This is a genomic window from Microcoleus sp. AT3-A2, assembly GCF_036705685.1.
GTDB lineage: Bacteria > Cyanobacteriota > Cyanobacteriia > Cyanobacteriales > Microcoleaceae > Microcoleus.
In genome coordinates this window covers 98,842-121,283 of sequence record NZ_JAUBVF010000008.1, presented here as the reverse complement: position 1 = coordinate 121,283, position 22,442 = coordinate 98,842, and the positions used below count along the sequence as shown (strand labels likewise).

Below are 22,442 nucleotides of genomic sequence, written 5' to 3'. Positions count from 1 at the left end.
TAGTTTTGTAGTAACTTTAGATTGAGACGAAATCACAAAATTTATGCAACTGCAACTCCAGTATTTCCTGTTATTAGCCGCCGCACTTTTCTGTATTGGTATTTACGGTTTAATTACCAGCAGAAATGCAGTGCGCGTGTTGATGTCGATCGAGTTGATGCTGAATGCTGTCAATCTCAATTTGATGGGTTTCTCCAATTATCTCGACCCCGTACAAGTTAAGGGGCAAGTATTTACCGTGTTTGTAGTTACGGTAGCGGCGGCTGAGGCTGCGGTGGGTTTGGCAATTGTTTTGGCGATTTATCGCAACCGCAATACCGTAGACATGGAAGAATTTAATTTGCTGAAGTGGTAATTAATCAATAGTCATCAGTCATCAGTCATCAGTCATTAGTGACAAACTAATGCAGATTAAAGACTGATGACTAAGGACTAATGACTAATGACTTCTAGTAATTTCTAGAGTAATTCTGCCACCGAAATCAGGGATGGGGGCAGCAGGCTTCGAGAGTTGTAGTTTAACTTTCTCGACTAACGGTAGTTGTAAAAGCGCTTGGGCAATAGTATCTGCTAGGCGTTCGATTAATAAAAACTTCGAGTCTTTGACTAGCTTTTGAATCAGAGTAATTGCGCTGCGGTAATCAAGAGTATGTTGAATATCATCACTTTTCCCAGCTTGCGATAAATCCAGCCAGAGAGTAACATCCACTTCAAACCACTGGCCCAAAACTTGCTCTTCCGGCAGATAGCCCGTATATCCGTAGCAGCGAATTCCTGTAAGTTGAATAGAATCCATTTTGCAATAAACTAAAAGTGCGTTGCCTAACCAATTTGTATTAAACCAGATAAAGTTCTCTTTCTCTTCCCTCTCTTTTTTTGCCCTTTTCCGCTTCCCTCTGCGCTCTTTGCGCCCTCTGCGGTTGAATCACTCTTATTCTATCTTAAATTTCACAACCGTTCTCCTTTCTCCAACTTGTCCAGTAAATCCTCAGCAACTTCATACCATTTCCGCCTAATTTCAGCATCTTCTGGCTTTTCTGTCAAGGTACGACCTTGGAATTCGGGATATTTATTGTAATATAATTCATCCACTTTTTGATAGAATATATCTTGATTAATGTTGAGATTTTTGCGTCGTTTACCAATCTTTTCTTGACGAATTATTTCGGCTTCCTCTAAGGATGTATCAGGAGGTTGCTGGCGCGAAGAAAATTTAGGTAAATCAGGCAAATTTGGCAACGTGAAACCAGATTTGACTACACTAAAAGCTAAAATTCCCGGCACCAAAATCACACTTAAACTGCCTAGGGTTTTCCAAGGAATTAACTTGAATGTGCTGTGGTTATTAACCAGTTGAGGATTTTGGTGAACAGGAGTATGATTCCTGCTAGCAGTTTGGGTGGTGTTTTTGAACGGGCGGCCGACAAAGTTCATTGTCACCATTTGGGAAATTATACTGCCAATTTGAGAGAGTTTTGGATCTTTGAGTGCTTCGCGGACTGCTTTTGCAGATTGGTAGCGATCGCCCGGTTGTTCTGATAACATCCGATCCAATACAGTACCGAGATTTTGACTGACTGTGACGTGCGATCGCCAATCCCAATTTTTATTATTGATATCGTACAATTTTTGAGGCTTTTTGCCGCTTAGCAGTACCAAAGCCGTGACGGCTAAAGCGTATAAATCGCTAGCAGCAGAAACTTTTCCCAGCCGCATTTGTTCCGTGGGCGAATAACCCTGTTTGCCGATCGCCGTATCCGATTGTCCGTTAAACTGAAGTACGGCATTTGCTGCGATTTGTTTAACTGAACCGAAATCAATTAAGAATGGTAGTTTGTCAGCCTCATGCTGAATAATATTATCCGGGGAAATATCGCGGTGAATTAAATTTTTTGAGTGGATGTATTCTAAAACTGGTAAAAGCTGAAATAGCAGTTGAGTAACTTCAGCTTCAGTAAAATTTTTACCTTGTTGCTGACGCGATATCAATATTTCTTCGTAGGTTTGACCTTTGATATAATCTTGCACTAAAAATAAAGATGGATTCCCGCCCAAATCGGTTCGCAGGAACTCTCGAAAACGGGGGATTTGCGGGTGTTGGAGGTGGTAAAGCATACTCGCTTCGCGATCGAACAATTCGGCAGCTTTCGGGCTGTGAACCACCGGAGAAAACTCTTTTAGCACGCAATGTTCGTTGTAGCGGTTGATATCTTCGGCGAGGTAAGTGCGGCCGAAGCCACCTCGGCCCAATTCGCGGAGGATGCGGTAGCGTTTTTCGAGAGTCGAACCAGGGGTGAGGAGGGAGGAGTTAGACATAAACCACGGCAAATTGTTCGATTTGGGGAGTCGTCGAGCACAGTATAGCTTATTGTAGCTAAGTTTGTTTGAATGCGAGGGCGATCGCCCCAGCAATATCAATCCTCTACTCAATAGCTTTAGGGATCTTTTGATGATGTAGACTCTCCCTCATCATTATCAAAAAAACGAATAAACTAAGCGCTATTTCTGGACTAGCTTTTAACTAGAATTGCTTCTCATCCTGATGCTGTCGTCAAATCGAGGTGAAGTCAACTGGCTGTGCATATTCTGCACAATTGTGTCCCATTAGGTGATTCAGCTTTTGGGGAGATGTCTAATGTTTCTGGGCCCAATGACAACTTGAGTAATTTGAGTGAATTCTGTCTGCTCTGGAAATAGCGATCGCCTCTAGAGGCAGTTACACATAATATAAACATTTGTCAATGCCTAAGTCCTAGAAGTAAGATACTGGGGAGCGGTCTTTTCTGAGGATTAGCAACAATTCTATACATAAACTTGTCAAAAAATGTATTATTATATGGTTTTAAATATTTAAATATTTTTCAAAGGTAGGAGTCTTCCGTAGATAAGAGGATAGAAGAGTTATAGGACTAGAGTCTTTTGGAGGAATTTTAATGTAATGTAATAACAATGACATATATTAGCATCTTCCTTCAACTATAATACGTATTGTTGGGCAAAAGACAGCGTAATATTGATATTAACCAAGTACCTGGACAAATTCTAAAAAAGCCTCAGCCAGTTAGTGGATGACTGCAACTCCGAAAGTTTCGTTAGGTCTGCTCTTGGTTCGAGCTTTTATCCTAAATATTTTTGTGGATATAGAAATAACGGGGTATGTCTCTCTACAGAATGGACAAATAGCTACGCAATAAATTGTCAAACTCCGCCATGACGAGAGAACACAGATTAACAATTATCCTCATAGTCATTTAAAAATCAATCATTATCCATTACTTATTAGATTATGAAAAAACACCTAAACCAGCGCCTCACAGAACCCATAAATTTAATGGCGTTGTTGTTGATTTTTATATTTCCTTTTGCTCTGGTAGTTTATCAATTAATTGCTGAAATTGATATTAAAATTGAATTCGCTCAAGAAGAAAAAGTCGGCTTGGCTTATAACTATCCGTTGAAAAATTTGCTTGTCGCTGTTATTGAACACCGCACGCAAGTTAATCAATATTTAAATGGGGACAAGTCTTTAGCTCCTGCGATCGCCACGGCAACAGAAAAGATCGAGACCGCCATCCAAAACCTCAATGCCGTGGAAAAACAGCTATCGCCCCAATTTAAAGCTAGCCCGCAATGGCTAGCGCTCAAAACTTCCATTAATGGCAACTGGCAGCAATTAAAAAAGCAAAAATTAAACTTATCTCCTACCCAAAGCTGGCAAGCACATACAACTGTTGTTAACGATATTCTCGATTTAATTGCACACATCGGAGATGTTTCTAATCTCATTCTCGACCCATCTTTAGACAGTTATTATTTAATGGATACCGTTGTCACGCAGCTACCATTAACGATAGAGAATACGGCTCAAGCTAAAGATATCGGTGCAAAAATCGCCACTCAACAAGCTAACCAAAAAATTGCGGACAGCGATCGAGCCAAACTTTTGATTATTCGGAGTTTAATTGCACCGCCTATCCAAGCAGTGCAAAGAGGCTTGCAAATTTCTGCTAATGCTAATCCGCAAATTCAGCGGCAGCTATCCACTAGCGTACGCGATAATTTCAAGGATATCAAAAAATTTATTGACTTACTCGACAAAGATATAATTAATGCCAATACCATCAACTTACAGCCATTCGTATATACAGCTACAGCCACAACTGCCCTAGAGTCCCAATTAAAACTTTACAATACAGCTTTTCCACTTTTAGATCGTTTATTGGAACAGCGACTGAATCAGTTAGTTGGTAGAAAATATCAAATCATCGGGTTTGCACTGCTAGTATTAGCGGTAGTGACTTACATTTTTATAGCTTTTGTCAGCAACCGCAAAAAGCGCCTGCAATTTGAAAAAGAATTACAAGCTGCTGAAGCCAAATATCGCAGCATTTTTAACAATTCAATTAATGGAATTTTCCAAGTTACGCCAGCAGGGGAATATCTTAGCGCTAATCCAGCCTTGGCTGAAATTTATGGTTACAATTCTTCTGACCAATTAATTGGCAAATTAACCAATATTAAACAACAACTTTATGTAGATTCCAACCACCGAGAAGAATTCATAAAAATTATAAGCGATCGCGGCAGTGTTTCCGACTTTGAATCTCAAGTTTATCGCCGCGACGGTAGTATTATTTGGATTTCAGAAAATGCTCGCGCTATGTGTGATGAAAATGGCAATATTCTCTACTACGAAGGTACAGTAGAAGACATTACCGAATACAAACGTGCCGAACAAGAAATTTATGCCGCTAAAGAAGCCGCAGAAAATGCCAACCGCGCCAAAAGCGAGTTTCTGGCTAACATGAGTCACGAACTGCGAACCCCACTCAACGGGATCTTAGGCTATGCCCAAATCCTCAAGCGTTCTGTAAAACTAGGAGAACACGAACAAAATAGCATTGAAATTATCTACCAGTGCGGTTCTCACCTGCTAACTTTGATTAACGATATTCTCGATTTATCTAAAATAGAAGCTCAGAAAATGGAACTCTACCCTACAGAATTTCATTTTCCCGCTTTTCTACAGGCCGTTGCCGAAATTTGTCGCATTCGCGCCGAACAAAAAAGTCTCAAATTTAGCTACCTACCCGATCCCGATTTACCCATTGCCATTCACGCCGACGAAAAACGCTTGCGACAAGCATTAATTAACCTTATTGGTAACGCCATCAAATTTACCAAAATAGGAGACATAAGTTTTAGTGTCAGTTTAATTGAAAAAAATATTAATTTTTCCCATCAAACTAGCTGTAAAATTCGCTTCAGTGTCAAAGATACAGGAGTAGGAATTAAACCCGAAGAAATCGCCAAAATATTTTTACCTTTTGAACAAGTTGGATCTAGAAAAAATCAAGCAGAAGGAACGGGATTAGGACTGGCAATCACTCAAAAAATTATTCAATTAATGGGTAGTACGATTCAAGTCACCAGTCAATTACAAATGGGCAGTATTTTTGGGTTTGATTTAGAGCTATTAGAAGCCACAGAATGGGTTAATACAAGTTCTCAAACTGACAAAGGTAAAATTATTGGATTTAAAGGAAATTCCCAAAAACTTCTTGTGATTGATGATCGTTGGGAAAATCGATCGGTCATTGTTAATTTACTGACTCCTCTAGGATTTGAAGTAATAGAAGCCACTAACGGCAAACAAGGATTGAACATAGCAACTCAGGCTAAACCAGATTTAGTGATTACAGATTTAGTTATGCCAGAAATGGATGGATTTCAATTGATGGAATACTGGAAAACAAGCTTAGAATTAAAAGATATTAAAATAATTGTTTCTTCGGCAAGTGTTTTTGAAACAGACCAAAATCAAAGCTTACAAGCTGGAGCCGTTGATTTTTTAGCCAAACCAGTTCAAGCTGAAGAACTTTTAGAAAAGTTAGAACTTCATTTACAAATAGAGTGGATTTATGAAGCTGCATCATTGATGCCTTCAGGAAGGAAACCCAGTTACGATAAAATTGTTCCTCCTCCTCCAGAAGTATTAGATAAACTGTTTAATTTGGCTTTGCGAGGTAATTTGAAAGAGATTATAAAACAGACAAAAACTCTTGAAGAAACCGATCCAAAATATATGTCATTTGCGTCAAAATTGCGGCAGTTAGCTAAAGAGTTTCAAGAGAAAAAAATCTTGGAAATGCTCACTCAATACAAGGAAATAAATTTATGAACAATTTAAATTGTTACTCAAATACAATTTTGGTAGTGGATGATGTCCCTGCTAATTTAGGGATATTAGCGGATTTCCTCACTGAAGCTAGTTTTGAGGTTTTGGTCGCTCAAGATGGAGAAAGTGCTATTCAAAAAATAAATTATGTGATTCCAGACCTAATTTTATTAGATATAATGATGCCCGGAATAGACGGATTTGAAACTTATACACGCTTGAAAGAAAACCCCTTATGGAGTCAAATTCCTGTAATTTTTATTACGGCTCTTTCTGAAACAGATAATGTTGTCAGAGGTTTATCTTTAGGAGCTGTAGATTATATTATTAAACCTTTTCAAAAAGAAGAGGTTTTAGCGAGAATTAAAACGCATTTAGATTTGCGGCATTTAACTAAAACTATTGAAGTTAAAAATCAGCATTTATTGCAAGAAATTGCGGAACACGCCAAGGCTCGTGCAGACTTAAAACAGCTAAATCAAGAATTGGAAATACGAGTCAATGAACGAACAGCAGAACTGTCTCAAACGCTGCAAGACTTGTACAGAAGTCAAGCTCAATTGGAGCATAATGCCTTCCATGACTCCTTAACAGGTTTGCCAAATCGAGACTGGTTGATTAAGAAATTGCATGAGTTAATTGCAGCAAATACAAGTTATTCTGTTTTGTTTGTTGACTTAGATCGTTTTAAAATTATAAATGATAGCCTAGGACATTTAGCAGGAGACGAGCTACTAAAGTGCGTAGCCAAGCGGATGCAAGGGTGTTTAAAACCTTGCCAAATATCAACGCGAATGGGTGGGGATGAATTTGTTATTTTACTAGAAACAGAAACCGGAACTTTAGTCGCTCAAAAATTATTAGAAGAGTTTAAGTTACCCTTTAATTTTAATGAATATGAAGCTATCGTAGAAGCGAGTATTGGTATAACTTCTAGTGCAATAAATTATCAACACCCGATGGATATCCTTAGAGATGTGGATATTGCGATGTATCGAGCCAAAAAGCAGGGAAGTGGTAACTATCAGGTTTTCGATCCGCAGATGCAAGCGGATGCGATCGCACGCCTCGAACTGGAGCAAGACTTGCGAAAAGCGATCGCTCAACAAGAATTTTGCTTGTACTATCAACCTATTGTTTCCCTCGTTACTGGAGAAATTAAAGGTTTTGAAGCTTTAATCCGCTGGAATCATCCCAAAGGCATAATTTCACCCGATCAATTTATCCCTGTTGCTGAAGAAACAGGATTAATTAATCCTTTAGGTTGGTGGATTTTACGGGAAGCTTGCAACCAGTTAAGACGTTGGCAAGAGGAATTGCCTGACCTGCCTTTGAAACTGAACGTTAACTTTTCTCCCATTCAATTCCAGCAAGTTAATTGCTTTGAACAAATTGCAGAAATTTTACAAGAAACTGGGATAAAGAAAAACACTTTAAATATAGAAATTACTGAAAGTTGTCTATTAAAAACAACAAGTTTTAACTTTGAATTTTTAAAAGCTATGGGGGTTGGTATATGTATCGATGATTTTTGTACTGGCTACTCTTCATTAAGTTTACTCAAAGAGTTGCCAATTGATACTTTAAAAATCGATCGTTCCTTTTTGCAAAACTTGGCTCGAAATCCCAACGATACAAGTTTAATTCAAACAATTATATTATTAGGTAAAAATTTAAATATGGAAATTGTTGCTGAAGGATTGGAAACTCAAGAACAAATACAAATTCTTCGAGAACTAGGATGTATTTTCGGACAAGGTTACTTTTTTTCTCGCCCCTTAGATAGTCATAACGCCACGCGGTTTATAGGCTTATAATTGAAATAATTTTGTGTTATTTTCCATCATCAATTTGATTTTTGTTATCGGCTTTGTAATCGTTAATTAATAACCGTAATTGTTTTTCCTGAAAGCTGGCAGCCAATTCACCTACCCGTTCGGCAAAGGGAATATATTTTGCATCCAATTTTTTTAACTGTTCAACTTGTTGAGTCACTGCTTTTAAATTACCTCTCATAACCAAATCGTATAAAATTACCAGTTCTTCATCTGGTGGAGGGACTAACAAAGAAGCTGAATCCGATCGCACGAATTGATTGACATTTTTATTGAGGTGAGATGACTCTTGATATACCCAAGATATCCCTAAATGCTTTTGTAGCAATACAAATAACTCAGCCGCCTGTACGGGTTTGGGTAAAAAAGCATTTGCGCCCATATCTAAACTCTTATGCTGGTCAGCTTCAAACACGCTAGCTGAAGAAACGATAACGACTAAATCTTTAAACTTAGGTTGAGAGCGGAGACGGCTTACTAACTCGAAACCATCCATTTCTGGCATTACTAAATCAGTAATAATAGCATTAAAATGGCCACAATCGACTTGTTTTAAAGCTTCTTTGGCATTCGTAGCTTCTAGCACTTCAAAGCCAAGGGGTGCTAACAAATTAACGAGCACAGATCGATTTTCCCACTGATCGTCAACTGCGAGAATTTTCAGTTTAGTTCCTTGATAGCCAGCGATCGCAGCTTGTAGCTGAATTGCCGATTCCCATTTACTAGCAGAAGGTAAATCTAAATCAAACCAAAATTGGCTGCCAGCATTTAACTGACTGTTAACTTGAATACTGCCACCCATCATTTCGATGATTTTTAAAGTAATTGCTAATCCCAAACCCGTTCCTTCTGACATCTTATCGGTATTGCCTACCTGTTCAAAAGGTTGAAAGATTTTCTGCATTTTCTCTTCGCCGATCCCCACTCCAGTATCTTCAATTTGAAAGCGGATAGTGTTGAGGGCGTTTAATTCATTTGGGTTAGGTTCTAAGGGTACAGATTTTATGAGTTGAACTTTGAAAGTAACGCCCCCTCGATCGGTAAATTTTACAGCATTACCTAAGAGATTAATTAAAATCTGCCTTAAGCGTTTTTCATCCCCTTGCACGTTGGTGGGTAAGGAAGAGTCAAATTGACAAATAAAACTGATAGCTTTTTGTTCCGATCTGAGGCGAAAGATTTGGCTGACATCTTCTAAAAATGCCCAAAAATGAAATGGCGTCGGGTAAAGTTCTATTTTGCTAGCTTCGATTTTAGAAAAGTCGAGGATGTCGTTAATTAAAGTGAGCAAATGAGAGCCACACTGATGAATAATTTTCACACCGCTCAGATCTTGAGAGTCTAAATTTTTTGAACGCATGAGGATTTGAGCGTAGCCCAATATACCGTTTAGGGGTGTGCGAAGTTCGTGGCTCATGTTTGCCAAAAATTCGCTTTTGGCTTTGTTCGCAGCGTCGGCAGCTTCCTTGGCTATTTGCAATTCTATTTCCGTTTGTTTGCGATCGGTAAGATCGGTGTGAGAGCCGACTAAACGTAGGGGTTGGCCTTCCCCATCTCGCTCGACAACCCGACCTCGCGATAGTATCCACCTGTAGCTACCGTTTTTGTGCCGCATCCGAAATTCCCAACTATAAGGTTCGTTACTTCCTCTTTTTAAATACTGTCCTAAAGAGTCTAATATCGGGTGTAAATCATCGGAGTGAATCAGTTCTTCCCAAGAACTAAACTCGTTAGAAATTTCGCTGTCTTGATAGCCTAGCATGGCTTTCCATTGGGGTGAAAAATAGATGGTGTTTGTTTGGACTTGCCAGTCCCAGATGCCTTCATTAACGCTTTCTAGGGTTAATTGATACCTTTCTTCGCTTTGCCGGAGTGTCTCTTGTATCTGTTGGCGATCGCCCATTTCTTGCTCTAATGCTTGAGTTCTTTCTGCGACTTTTTTTTCTAAGGAGTACGAATAATCTTCTAATTGTGCGTAGGACTGCTTGAGTTGCTGGCTCATTAAATTGAAAGAAGTCGCTAAAGCGCTCATTTCTTTAACGGAGGAAGCCGTTACTTTTTGCTCGAAGTCGCCGTCAGCGATCGCGCTTGTGGCTTTACCCAAACGCCGAATTGGTCGGGCTATCCATTCAGAAGTCACAATTCCCAAAACAGTTGCCAAAAATAGTGCCAAAAGACATAATAAAATAGTCGTATGTCTACTCCTGTTAATTTGTTCCATAAAATCATTTTCTGGAACCGCAATTACAATTAACCAATCAATACCTTTACCATCTTGAAAAGGAACAAGTTGTACGAATTGTTTTTGTCCGTTTACTAAAAACTCTAACTGCTGAGAAGTTTTAATTTCATTGAGATTGTTAAATCGATCTGTTAAATATTTTGCAGTAGCTTTGGTTAAAATATCTTTGCTGTCAGTGGCTGGAAATCTTTGCCTATTTCGGTATGGTTTTTCTGATGTGGAAGTTGCCACTAGCATTCCGCTTCGCTCGATAATAAAAGTTTGTCCTGTTTTTCCAACTTTTAGAGTTTGCAAAAAATTCCCAATAAGGGATAAACGTAGAGTAGTTAACAAGACACCAGCAGCTTTTCCATTTTTATCAAAAAGTGGTTGCCCTGCTGTCATTATAGGGGTGATAATAAGTTCACCAAAATGTATTTTTGTCCAGGTAGGTTTGCCAGCTTTCATGCTTTCTTTGTAAGCTGTAATTCTTCGGGGATCGAAATTTTTAACCACTTTAATTAATTTTATTCTTTCTCCTTGACTACCAGCCAAATACATAAATACTTGGTTCGGCTTGGTTGGACTTGTTGCTTGAAGGACTCGCTTTCTTTCATCGTTACTAATAATAGATACACCTTGGCCTTTTTCATTGATAATTGTTAAGCCATCTACGCTATTAAAGCGATTTTTTTGTAGCCCAAAATGACGCTCCCATACTGTCAGGTTATCTAGGCTAAATTGACCCATACTAATAGCATCTGCATTAATTTGATTAACTAAATGGGGAACCGCTAGATAGGTATGCAAATTCTGCTCAATTCTCGTGGCAATTTCACGGCGCAACTGTGCCGCTACATCATTCACAGCTTTCTGTCCGTTTTGTAACGAAAAATATCCGGTCAACCCTACGGCTGTAAAGATTTGTAAAACAAAAGGAACAATTAAGACACGGCGTAGCGGCATTTTCTGGAACTTAGCAACATTTGTACACATAACTTTTTAGTAGGAATAATGTATTTGTCTATACTATAGAGCCATAGAATATTCACCAGACGTAGGACTCTTCTGTAGATAAAGGGATAGGAAAGCTATAAGGCTAGAGTGCGTTACAAAAACTTTACGTTAAAATAAAAAAGATTACATTGGTTAGCATCCTCGTTGAACTATAATATGATGATACACCAATGGGAGAAGGTTAATTTTTTCCCTACCCCTAGATAGTCAGAACGTCATGCAGCTTATAATTGAAAAATCCTGCTGCAGATTGGCTCTGCAAACTTGCAGATTAGATAGTCAGGACGCCACGCGGCTTATAATTAAAAATCAAGGAGAAGGCTAAACCTTTATGAATAATTTATCTTTCTCAAAAAATACCCTTTTAATTGTAGATGATAATCCTACAAACTTAGGTGTTATATTTAACGTTTTAGATGAGGCAGGACTAGAAGTTTTAGTAGCTCAAGATGGAGAAAGTGCGCTGCAAAAAATAGAATATGTCACTCCAGATTTAATCTTATTAGATATAATGATGCCGGGGATTGACGGATTTGAAACTTGTTCTCGGCTAAAAAGTAACCCATCAACTTCAGGAATCCCGATAATTTTTATGACGGCTCTTGGCAACACCGATCAAAAAGTCAAAGGTTTGAGCCTTGGGGCTGTAGATTATATCACTAAACCCTTTCAAAAAGAAGAAGTATTAGCTCGAATTCAAGTTCATTTAGAGTTGCGAAACTTGACCAAAGATCTGGCCAGCAAAAATCAATTGCTCCAAGAAAAAATTGAAGAAAAAACGACTTTAGAAAAAACTTTACAACAATTGAATCAAGAATTAGAAAAACGAGTTGAAGACCGAACCTCTGAACTAAAACAAGCTCTACAGACCATACAACAAGCTCAACTCCAATTAATCCAAAGCGAAAAAATGTCTACCCTCGGTCAATTAGTGGCTGGAGTGGCTCATGAAATTAATAATCCAGTAGGCTTTATCAAGGGAAACCTGACTCATGCTGAAACTTATATTCAAGATTTATTAGAAATTGTTCATCTTTATCAGCAACAGTTTCCCTCTCCAGGTGCAGCGATCGCAACTCGTGCCGAAGAAGTGGATTTAGAGTATCTCATACAAGACTTACCCGAGCTTATTTCATCCATGAAAGTAGGGGTAGAACGGATTCGTCAAATTAGTGTATCTTTAAGAACTTTTTCCCGCGCTGATAGTACATCAAAAGTAGAAGCTAACCTGCATGAAGGGATTGACAGTGCATTACTAATTCTACAACATCGATTAAAAGCAAATGATCTACGTCCGAAAATAGAAGTCGTTAAAGGATATGGAAATTTACCTCTAGTACCGTGCTACCCCGGACAGATAAATCAGGTATTTATTAACATTATTGCTAATGCCATTGATGCTTTAGAAGATTCTCTTCAGAAGCAAAACTTGGCAGAAATTAAAGCAAACCCTAGACAAATTACGATTTGCACTGAAGTTGACCCCCACCGAAATCTCGCCATTATTCACATTAAAGATAACGGTTTGGGAATGCCGGAAGAGGTATGCACTAAAATATTTGATTATCTATTTACAACCAAGCCAGCAGAAAAAGGTACGGGACTGGGTTTATCGATTAGCCATCAGATTGTTGTAGAAAAACATTGTGGTCAACTGAGTTGCTTTTCAGAACAAGGTGTTGGGACAGAGTTTATTATTGAAATTCCTTTAGCCTAAAGGGTGAGCGTAGGAATTAACGAATTTATGGGAGACTAAACCGACGTAGCAGGGAACGTCTCTACTCGGTCAATGAGACCCTTCATTTAGACCCGCTATATAGCGACGGTTCAAAGCAGGATTTATCAACGCCCTTGGAGAAATGATGATTTTCATCCCCGCAGTTCCCCCAGCCAATCAATAAAAATTAAGAGAAGCCGCTAGGACTTACGCATTAACAAAATGTTTATATTTTGTATAACGGCCCCTAGAGGCGATCGCTATTTCCAGAGCCGACAGAATTAAGTAAAATTACTCAAGTTGTCATTTGGAGCAGAAACATTAGACATCTCCCCAAAAGCTGAATCACCTACTGGGAGACAATTGTGCAGAATATGCACAGCCAGTTGACTTCACCTCGATTTTACAAATCCCGATGAGTAAACTCCTTCGCATCCTTGCCTACATAACTCGCGGCAATATGGCCATCTCCAACAACTCGATACTTATAGGTAATCAACCCCTCTAAACCAACAGGCCCGCGAGGTGGCATTTGCTGCGTGCTAATCCCCACTTCTGCACCGAAACCGTAGCGGAAACCGTCGGCAAATCGAGTCGAACAATTGTGATAAACTCCGGCCGCATCGACTCCATTTAAAAATGTTTCGGCGGCTTCGCTGTCTTCGGTAACAATGACATCTGTATGTCTGGAACCATATGTATTGATATGGTTGATTGCCTCTTCCACAGAATCTACTATTTTGATTGATAAAATTAAATCGCTGTATTCTGTAGACCAATCAGCTTCATTTGCTTCGGCAATATTTTCTAGGATGGCGCGAGTTTTTTCGTCTCCCCGCAATTCGACTTTTTTCTGCTGCAAAGCTGCGGCGACAGCGGGCAGGAATTTGGGGGCGATCGCACTGTGAACTAACAAAGTTTCAATGGCATTGCAGGCGGCTGGATACTGAGTTTTTGCATCGACAGAAATGTCTACTGCTTTCTGAATATCCGCCGCTGTGTCTGCGTACAAATGACAAATTCCGTCGGCGTGTCCTAACACGGGAATCCGCGTGTTTTCCTGCACGAACCGCACGAAGGAATTAGAACCTCTGGGAATAATTAAATCTACATATTCATCCATTTTCAGCAGTTCGATAGTTTCTTCCCGCGTAGTGAGCAACTGCACGACTTCGGGATTTACTGCGGTTTCAGCTAATGCTTGATGTATCACTTTTGTCAAGATTTCGCAGGAACGGACTGCCTCTTTGCCTCCTTTGAGAATGACGCCATTTCCTGATTTGATTGCCAAGGATACTATCTGAATTAAAGCTTCGGGGCGCGCTTCAAAAATAATGCCTAAAACGCCCAAAGGACAGGTGATGCGCTTCAGAATTAATCCTGTATCCAATTCACGGTGAATTTGCACGACACCGATCGGCTCAGGGAGTTTCGCAACGTCGCGCACGCCTGCGATCGCACTTTTCAACTTGCTCTCATCCAACTTGAGGCGATCGTACAGCGGTTTCGCAATTCCATCCGCCTGGGCAGCCTTGCAGTCAGCCGCATTCGCTGCCACAATATCCGGCGCAGCAGTTTCTAAAGCTTTCGCAATAGCCTCAATAGCGTGATTTTTGGCATCAGCGGACAAAACTGCCAATTTTCTAGCAGATACGCGCGTTTTTTGGGCAATTTCAATAATAGACATGGCAGTAACTTTTAAATAGTTTTGATTGTTGGGTTTTGAATTTTGAGTTGTGAATTGAATCCGCACAAATAAATTTCGCGCCGGTTTTCAGTCTTAACAATTCTAGAGGAAATTCTATATTTTTGTTGAGACCCCTTACAGCAATCCGCATTAACAGGTTAAAACAGTGAAGTATAGATAAAATCCCACGGTCATTTCCATTTGTCAATAACCTTTGGAGATTATTATGTCATCTCATGCCCCTTTACGCAAGGCAGGGCGAGCCGCCAAAGCCGGCGTTAAACTGATACAGAAAACTGGCGGAAATCTCGTTTTAGCTTCCGGCGTCACCATCAGCCTGCTGTTTGGTATGGTGCTAGCGCTATCTTTAGCATCAGTTTTAATTCTCAACAGTCCCGATCCAGTTGCCGGATTGGCGATCGCACTTCCCATAACTCTGATTTTTAACATCGCTGCTTTTTTCCTATCGCCTTACTTGATGGACTTAAGCCAAAATTGGCTCTACAATACTCGCTGGGTTTCTCTAGCAGAAATTGAAAGCCTAAGTCCCGAAACAGCTAAAGTTATTCAGAAGGTTTGCAAGCAGAAAAAACTCTCTTCTCCGCGTTTAGGAATTATCGACGACCAAAACCCTACTGCTTTTACTTACGGTTCATTTCCAAACAGCGCTCGCTTAGTGGTCAGTCAAGGTCTTTTTACCTATTTAGACGACGAGGAAATTGCCACTGTTTACGCCCACGAACTCGGTCACATCGTCCACTGGGACTTTGCAGTAATGACTTTAGCTTCGACTTTGGTGCAGATTACTTATTTAATTTACACTACAACTCAAAGAATGGGTCGAAGTGGTGGCGACAAAGCTAAAGATGCGGCGGGTACGGTAGCTGCTGTTGCTTATTTGTTTTACATCGCTGGCACTTATTTATTGCTGTATTTGTCGCGGACACGAGAATATTTTGCCGACCATTTTGCCGCCGAAACGACTGGCAACCCCAATGCTTTGTCTCGCGCTTTGGTAAAAATTGCTTACGGTATTTTAGAAGAAGGACAAAGGGCAAAAGAACCCAGCATTTTGTTAGAAGGAACTCGCGCTTTAGGCATTTACGATGCCAAAGCTGCCACATCTACTGGGACTGCTTACAGGATTTCTTCGCAACCAGAAAAGATTGGGCGAGTGTTTTTGTGGGATATGTTTAATCCGTGGGGTTGGTGGATGGAGTTGAACTCGACTCACCCGCTGACTGGTAAACGAGTTCGCGCTTTGAGCACTTATGCCGAACAATTAGGCTTGGATATTGAGTTTGACATGGGTCGGATTGTCGGCGAAGGCAACGATTTGAGCAAGCGGAAATTGTACGGAAACTTTGTGTTCGATTTGCTGCTGTACAGTGCAGAAACTCTGGGCTTAGCGGTGGGTTTTGCGATCGGCATTTCCCTGTATGCTGTAAACCCGATGATGATGGTTGCTTGTCCTTTCATCGGTTTGGGTGTGGGAATTTTGCTCAAGACTTTGGTAATGTTCCCGAATTACCAACAAGCAGAACATTTGGATGTTTTAACCTTAATGTCTGACCCTTATGCAAGTCCTTTGCGGGGTCAACCGGCGCAACTGCATGGCGAATTAATTGGTCGCGGCGATGCGGGTTATGCGTTTGGTTCTGATTTGAAATTGCAAGACAGAACGGGAATGATTTATCTGCGCTATGCTTCTCGTTTTGGGCCAATTGGTAATTTTCTGTTTGGCATGAAACGGGTTGAAAGTTTGATTGGGATGGATGTTAGGACTTTAGGTTGGTTCCGGCGGGGCGTTGCACCTTGGATGGATTTGATTCAGCTTGAAAGCGATAGCGGTACGGTGGTTAGTAGCTATCACCGCTTCTGGTCTTTTGTAATGAGTATAGGGGCGATCGCGATCGGTATTGCACTTCTATTCGTGTCATTTCCTGCTTAACAGTTGACCAGGTGAAACCTTTTAAGTTAAATATAATTAAGCTCGCATTTTCGAGCTTATTTTTTTGGTTACATACGGTACTATATAATTTAATACCGCTCTCAATTATATTTTTCTTATCAAAATAGTGAGGGAACTAACTGCTTTCAATGTGTTAGTGAAGCGGGGCGATAGCGCTCTTGTCGCACAGAAAAAACCAGGAAGAAGTAAAGAAAGAGATAGGTAATCTTATGGTGGAAAGGAAGTAATTCAGTTACGAGCAAACATGACATTCAAAATTGCTACAATTAGTTTGTTGTTGATAGTATTAAGTTTAGCAGTCAGCAACCCCAGCAAAAAACTCAGGGGTAACTTAACAAATTTGACCGCCCAAACGGAAAACCGGTACAAAAATACCATGCAAAGTATTCTTGATGACAGCGCAAAATTAGAAAAACTAGCTGGCGACTTCCAATTTATAGAAGGCCCGATTTGGCATCCAGACGGCTTTTTGCTGTTCAGCGACATTCCCGCCAATATTATCTATAAATTCGCCTCAAATCAGCAAGTTGAGGTATTTCGCCGCCCTTCGGGAAAAGCCAACGGGAATACTTTAGACAAAGAAAACCGCTTACTTACTGCCGAACACGAAAATCGCCGCGTATCCCGCACAGAAAAGGACGGCAAAGTTATCACATTGGCGGATAGATACGAGGGCAAGCGGCTCAACAGCCCGAACGATTTGGTGGTTAAATCCGACGGTAGTATTTATTTTACCGATCCGTCCTATGGTGTTAGTAAAGATCAGGAAGAATTGGGTTTTTACGGTGTTTACAGGCTGGCACTCGACGGAAAATTAACTCTGCTGGTTAAGGATTTGGTGCTGCCCAATGGCATCGCTTTTTCACCAGACGAGCAAAAACTTTATGTCAATAATTCGGAAGCGGGATACATTGCCGTTTTCGATGTAAAACCAGACGGAACTTTTACCAACCAGCGGCTTTTTGCGGAGTTAAAAGATGCCAGTCAAAGCGGAGTACCCGACGGTTTAAAAGTTGATGTAGAGGGGAATGTTTACAGCACCGGGCCGGGGGGAGTGTGGATTTTCTCGCCGGATGGTAAGCTTTTGGGGAAGATTTCTGTACCTGAGACGGCGACTAATTTGGCTTGGGGAGAAAGCGATCGCAAAACGCTTTATATTACGGGAAGTACAAGTCTTTATCGAATTCGGCTTAAAATTGCGGGTGTGCGTCCTGGAAAATAATCTAAAATAGGGCGCTGTTAAAAATAAAGCGGTTTGTCGTGAGCACTAAATTCTTCACGACAAACACTTTTTATTTGGGGTAATTTACCGGGCATGATATAATCCTAGTTTTGAGAATCAGTCCTTCCCAATTCTTTAATCTAAAATCTAAAATCTCCAATGGTATTAATAGCTCCGTTGCACAAATTTCTGACTGCTACAGTCGATCGCAAATCCCGATCGCACACAATATTTTGGTTGACTCTGAGCCTGACATTTGCCGCCCTCTATGCTATTTTAGGGTTGAAGCAAGCCTTTAGCGGTGAGTATATCGTGCAAGACGATGCGAGGCAGCACGTTTTCTGGATGATGCGATTTGTCGATCCTGAATTATTCCCCAACGATTTCATTGCTAATTACTTTCAATCTGTCGCCCCCGCAGGATACAGCACCCTCTACAAATTAGCCGCAACAGTTGGTATTCGCCCGCTATTTCTTCACAAAATATTGCCGCTATTTCTCGGCTTAATCTCGACTTATTACTGTTTTGGCCTTTGCCTAGAAATGCTGCCAGTGCCGATGACTGGATTTATTGCATCTTTGCTGCTAAATCAGCATATGTGGATGACCGATGATTTGGCTTCCACAACGCCAAGAGCTTTTATCTATCCGATATTTCTTGCTTTTTTATATTATTTATCGCGCCGTTCCTTGCTGCCTTGTTTGGGAGCGATCGCCCTAATCGGACTATTCTATCCTCCTTACGCCTTGGTGGCTGCGGGAATTTTAGTTTTGCGGCTGCTATGCTGGAAAAACGGCGGTTTGCGCTTGTCGGGCGATCGAACTAATTACCTATTTTGCACTACAGGTTTGGGAGTAATCTTTTTAGTAATGCTGCCCTATGCCTTAGATAACTCTGAATTTGGCCCAACTTATACCGCAGCAGAAGCGAAGCAAATGGCCGAATTTCTCCCCAGCGGCAGAAATGCTTTTTTTCGTCCAAATCCTAAAGATTATTGGTTGACAGGGCGGGGCAGCGGGATGTTTCCCAAGTCGCTGTTTACGCCTGTAACTCACTGTGTCGGATTGTTATTTCCGCTACTGCTGTTTTTGCGATCGGCTTTTCCCTTAGCAAATCAGATTCAACGCCAAATCTGGCTTTTGCTTCAGCTATTTTTAGCATCCTCGGCGATGTTTTTTGCTGCTCACGCTACCATTTTTAAGCTGTATCAACCAGGTCGCTATACGGCATACAGCTTGCGATTTATTGTGGTTATAATAACTGCGATCGCCCTCACTTTAATTATCGATGGAGTCGGTCATTGGGCATCAAAAACCGCAAGAACATTTGATGTAAAAAATCTACTAGCACTAATTACGACAGCGACAATCGCTATCGCCGTTGTCCTTTATCCCTGCTTGGTAGAAAAATTTCCCACAGTTGGGTATGTAGAGGGTAAAATGCCGGGTTTGTACAAGTTTTTTGAGCAACAACCTAAAGATATCTTGATTGCTTCGATCGCCACCAATACGGATTATTTGCCAACATTTAGCCAGCGTTCTGTTTTGGTCGCAAAGGAATATGCCGTGCCTTATCAGAAAGGTTACTACAGCAGATATCGGCAGCGACTTAACGATTTAATTCGCGCTCAATACACTCCAGATCGAGCTGTATTGCAAAGTTTCATTAATAGCTATGGAGTTGATTTTTGGATGCTCGATCGCAATGCTTTGACTCTTCAGTATATCAAGGATGATGGCTGGCTAAATCAATTTGATTCTACACCGGAGGCGAGGCTTTCTCTCGAACAAGAGAAAATTCCCGCCTTAGCTTCAGCAATCACAAGTTGTGCTGTTTTTCAGAATGAAATTGTAGTGGTGTTGGATGCGTCTTGTATTGTGAAATAGGCTGGGAATTAAGGCGAGGCGGAGCCAAAGCATCTGCGTTACCAGGAAGAGTATGGGAACTCAAAAAAAGTCAATTAGGGGATGGGGAAGATATCAAACATGAATTAGAACGGTTAGAAAATCCTAATTATTCTGTTAGTGCAAATGTTACCGCCTGCTGGGGGGGATGAAACAGGAAGCGATTCGGTTGTGTGGGGCTTGTTATTCTGAGTCGCCTTGTCATAAGATTGAGTGGCAGTTTAAGACGGTGCAGGGTAAACGCATCTTAATTTCAACCTAAAACATGATAAGATGAAGTAATTAGCTAAATCAAGTGCGTAAGTCATAAGGGCGATCGATGGCGAAATGGTTTACTTCGACTTTAACTTCCCAACAAAAAACAATAGGTGTATCGAATCCGACAGACTTATTGAACGTTAGTTTTTTAAACCATTTTGAGACATTGACAATCCAAGCATAGAAAGAAGTAAAGAGCATTTAGTAATAGATATTATAGCCATTGCGCTTCTAGCTGTCATCAGCGGTGCGGATGGGTGGGGAGCAATAGAACTCTATGGAAAAGCTAAATATGAATGGCTAAAAGGTTTTCTGGAACTGCCGAATGGAATTCCTTCTCCTGATACATTTAGTCGAGTATTTGCTCGACTTGAACCGAAGCAGTTTCAAGAGTGTTTTTTGAGTTGGGTAAATTCAATTACCAAAAAAATAGAGCTAGAAGTCATAGCCATTGATGGCAAAACAATGAAACAATCTTATGACCGGAATCAAAGCCGAAAACCGTTACATATAGTCAGTGCATGGTCGGCGTCCCATCAATTAGTTTTAAGGCAAAAAAAGTCAATAATAAATCTAACGAAGTGACCGCAATGCCTGCTTTGTTAGAGCTGCTAAAAATTGAAAAAAGCATAATCTCGATGCTCGATTGATGTCAAAAAGAAATAGCAGCGCTCATAATTAAGAAGAAAGGAGATTACCTTTTAGCGCTAAAGGGAAATCAAAAACTTTTTCATAAAGACGTAAAAAACTGGTTTGAATTAGCTAGAAAAGAAGAGTTTGCTGGCAGAGAGCATAGCTATTATCAACAAATAGAAGCAGGGCATCATCGAGTTGAAAAAAGACAAATTTGGACTGTGGCAGTCTCGGAGTTGCTACCTCTTCATAATCAATCATTATGGACTGGATTAAAAACGGTTGTAATGCTCGTAAGTGAAAGACGTTTGTGGAATAAAACTACCACAGAAGTTCGGTTTTATTTAAGTAATTTAGCGAGTAATGCCGAGAAGATTTCTCAAGCAATTCGCAGTCATTGGGGCATTAAAAATAGCTTACATTGGACATTAGATGTTACTTTTTCGCTCAGACAAGAGTCGCATTCGTAAAGATCATTCTCCTAAAAATTTTGCTCTTCTACGTCGCGAGTGCTGTCAATTTACTGAAACAAAAAAAAGGATTTAAAGGAAGTTTAACAATGAAGCGGTATCTAGCGGGAATGGATAATAATTATTTAGTTCAAATTTTAGACTCTGCCAGCTAACGCTCGAAAACTCAAACGGATTACCGAGCTAAATTGATTCAGCTTTGAGAATTTAGAAATTCTTAAAGCTCGATTTTAACTGGGTTAATTGCATCAAATTTAAGAGTTTTAAGAAGGGTTTTCTCCGAGAATAGCTCATGCACAAATATGATTTTATGTCAACTTAATTTAGATGCGTTTACCCTGTCTTAATCGAAATAGAGCATTTAGTTTGGCAACGGTTAGATGAATTAGGTATAGTACCAGGAACCTCTTTATATGTTCAAGGTAAAAGAGTCAGAAAAAGTCAGCCTGCCACTGGATTTGATGTTGCTTGTAAGTGGAAAAGAAACTAGGGGGCAAGGAAAGTTGATGAAGCGTGGTTCATTCTTACAGATTTAGGTTCATTGCCGTCTGCTATCGATGCTTATAAGCAACAGATGGGCATTGAAGAAATGTTTATAAATTGTAAAACAGGAGGCTAGGATCTGGAAGGAACTAGCTTAAACGGAAACCGACTGATTAACATGATTCTGCTCATGACACTCGCCTACAGTTCGGGAATATTTGAAAGCACCGCTCTTCGGAAAAAGCAAGTAGAAAAATATGTATGTCGGCGTCAAGAACCTAAAACAAGATATCGAAGATGGAGTACATTTGGCGTTGGCGCAAGATGGAGAAAAGTGGGTTAATTATCTCGAACAATATTCTTTGGATGTGGAACAGTTAACTTCATTAACTCGAAATAAACGCCGCTTTTGTCAACAAGGTATGCGGGCTGTAACCCTTATTCTGTCTATCTCCTAGACTTCTTTGTCACCCCCCAGAAAGAAATCAGAATGCTTAAGAATTGCCTACGAGATGAAAGAAGAGTTTCGAGAAAATCTGAAACCAATATGACCTTCACAGTAGCTCAGACAGAGTTCAAGGATTGGCTGAATTATGCGGAAATATTTTTCCAAGAATCAGCTTCGACAATTGTTAATCGCTTTGAAGGAATTTGTAATTACTTTATTAATCGCACAACAAGTGGAGTAATGTCAGGGATAAATAATCAAATTAAATTAATGATGCGACAAGGATATGGCTTCTCAAACTTTGATAATTTTCGAGAACGCGTATTAGCTTGCTTTTCTAATTATATAAAAATATCACTGCAAGTTCAGGAGAGCCGAATTAATGAGTAAAACTCA

General features: G+C 40.2%; 13 protein-coding genes and 1 pseudogene. 10 read left to right on the top strand and 4 right to left on the bottom strand.

From position 1 onward, the window contains the following. Positions 1 to 49: 49 nt before the first annotated feature. Positions 50 to 355 carry an NADH-quinone oxidoreductase subunit NuoK gene (gene nuoK, locus QUB37_RS07635; RefSeq protein WP_199292736.1) on the top strand — a complete coding sequence of 102 codons (306 nt, stop codon included), beginning with the start codon at positions 50 to 52 and terminating at the stop codon, positions 353 to 355. An 84-nt stretch (positions 356 to 439) separates the two neighbouring features. Here the strand turns inward: nuoK and folB are convergent, their stop codons facing one another. Both folB and QUB37_RS07625 read right to left on the bottom strand, forming a co-directional pair. Beyond that, the gene (gene folB, locus QUB37_RS07630) at positions 440 to 796 is read right to left on the bottom strand and encodes a dihydroneopterin aldolase (RefSeq protein ID WP_172190257.1); all 357 of its coding nucleotides are present in this window, start codon (positions 794 to 796) and stop codon (positions 440 to 442) included. A gap of 152 nt (positions 797 to 948) precedes the next feature. Continuing rightward, a complete protein-coding gene (locus QUB37_RS07625) occupies positions 949 to 2,316 on the bottom strand; it encodes a serine/threonine-protein kinase (RefSeq protein WP_333160605.1) in 1,368 nt (455 codons plus the stop codon). A gap of 970 nt (positions 2,317 to 3,286) precedes the next feature. On the opposite strand from QUB37_RS07625, the gene QUB37_RS07620 reads away from it, so the two are divergent. Both QUB37_RS07620 and QUB37_RS07615 read left to right on the top strand, forming a co-directional pair. Beyond that, entirely contained in the window at positions 3,287 to 6,181 is a 2,895-nt protein-coding gene (locus QUB37_RS07620) for an ATP-binding protein (protein ID WP_333160603.1), read from the top strand. Then, a complete protein-coding gene (locus QUB37_RS07615; protein WP_333160601.1) occupies positions 6,178 to 7,995 on the top strand; it encodes an EAL domain-containing protein in 1,818 nt (605 codons plus the stop codon). The genes QUB37_RS07620 and QUB37_RS07615 overlap by 4 nt, the downstream gene beginning before the upstream one ends. A 16-nt stretch (positions 7,996 to 8,011) precedes the next feature. On the opposite strand, the gene QUB37_RS07610 is transcribed toward QUB37_RS07615, so the two are convergent. Beyond that, positions 8,012 to 11,230: an ATP-binding protein gene (locus QUB37_RS07610; RefSeq protein WP_333160599.1), complete on the bottom strand. Its 3,219-nt coding sequence runs from the start codon at positions 11,228 to 11,230 to the stop codon at positions 8,012 to 8,014. Between the two features lie 352 nt (positions 11,231 to 11,582). Here QUB37_RS07610 and QUB37_RS07605 point away from each other — a divergent pair, with 352 nt between their 5' ends. Next, complete coding sequence (locus tag QUB37_RS07605) at positions 11,583 to 12,968, top strand: response regulator (RefSeq protein ID WP_333160597.1); 1,386 nt, start codon at positions 11,583 to 11,585, stop codon at positions 12,966 to 12,968. A gap of 403 nt (positions 12,969 to 13,371) precedes the next feature. On the opposite strand, the gene QUB37_RS07600 is transcribed toward QUB37_RS07605, so the two are convergent. Beyond that, positions 13,372 to 14,655, bottom strand: a complete 1,284-nt coding sequence (locus QUB37_RS07600; protein WP_333160594.1) for a glutamate-5-semialdehyde dehydrogenase — start codon at positions 14,653 to 14,655, stop codon at positions 13,372 to 13,374. Between the two features lie 226 nt (positions 14,656 to 14,881). On the opposite strand from QUB37_RS07600, the gene QUB37_RS07595 reads away from it, so the two are divergent. The 6 genes and pseudogenes from QUB37_RS07595 to QUB37_RS07565 all read left to right on the top strand — a co-directional run bounded on the left by QUB37_RS07595 (position 14,882) and on the right by QUB37_RS07565 (position 22,436). Continuing rightward, positions 14,882 to 16,606 (top strand): zinc metalloprotease HtpX, encoded by a 1,725-nt coding sequence (locus QUB37_RS07595; protein ID WP_333160592.1) that lies wholly within the window; start codon positions 14,882 to 14,884, stop codon positions 16,604 to 16,606. A 265-nt stretch (positions 16,607 to 16,871) separates the two neighbouring features. After that, complete coding sequence (locus QUB37_RS07590) at positions 16,872 to 17,849, top strand: SMP-30/gluconolactonase/LRE family protein (RefSeq protein WP_333160591.1); 978 nt, start codon at positions 16,872 to 16,874, stop codon at positions 17,847 to 17,849. Positions 17,850 to 18,008: 159 nt separating this feature from the next. Continuing rightward, positions 18,009 to 19,736 carry a hypothetical protein gene (locus QUB37_RS07585; protein ID WP_333160589.1) on the top strand — a complete coding sequence of 576 codons (1,728 nt, stop codon included), beginning with the start codon at positions 18,009 to 18,011 and terminating at the stop codon, positions 19,734 to 19,736. Between the two features lie 441 nt (positions 19,737 to 20,177). Continuing rightward, a pseudogene (locus QUB37_RS29805) lies at positions 20,178 to 21,270 on the top strand (ISAs1 family transposase). A 585-nt stretch (positions 21,271 to 21,855) separates the two neighbouring features. Then, on the top strand, positions 21,856 to 22,056 hold the full coding sequence (locus QUB37_RS07570; RefSeq protein WP_333160587.1) for a hypothetical protein: 201 nt from the start codon (positions 21,856 to 21,858) through the stop codon (positions 22,054 to 22,056). An 89-nt stretch (positions 22,057 to 22,145) separates the two neighbouring features. Further along, positions 22,146 to 22,436: a transposase gene (locus tag QUB37_RS07565; protein ID WP_333160585.1), complete on the top strand. Its 291-nt coding sequence runs from the start codon at positions 22,146 to 22,148 to the stop codon at positions 22,434 to 22,436. The last annotated feature ends 6 nt before the right edge of the window (positions 22,437 to 22,442 follow it).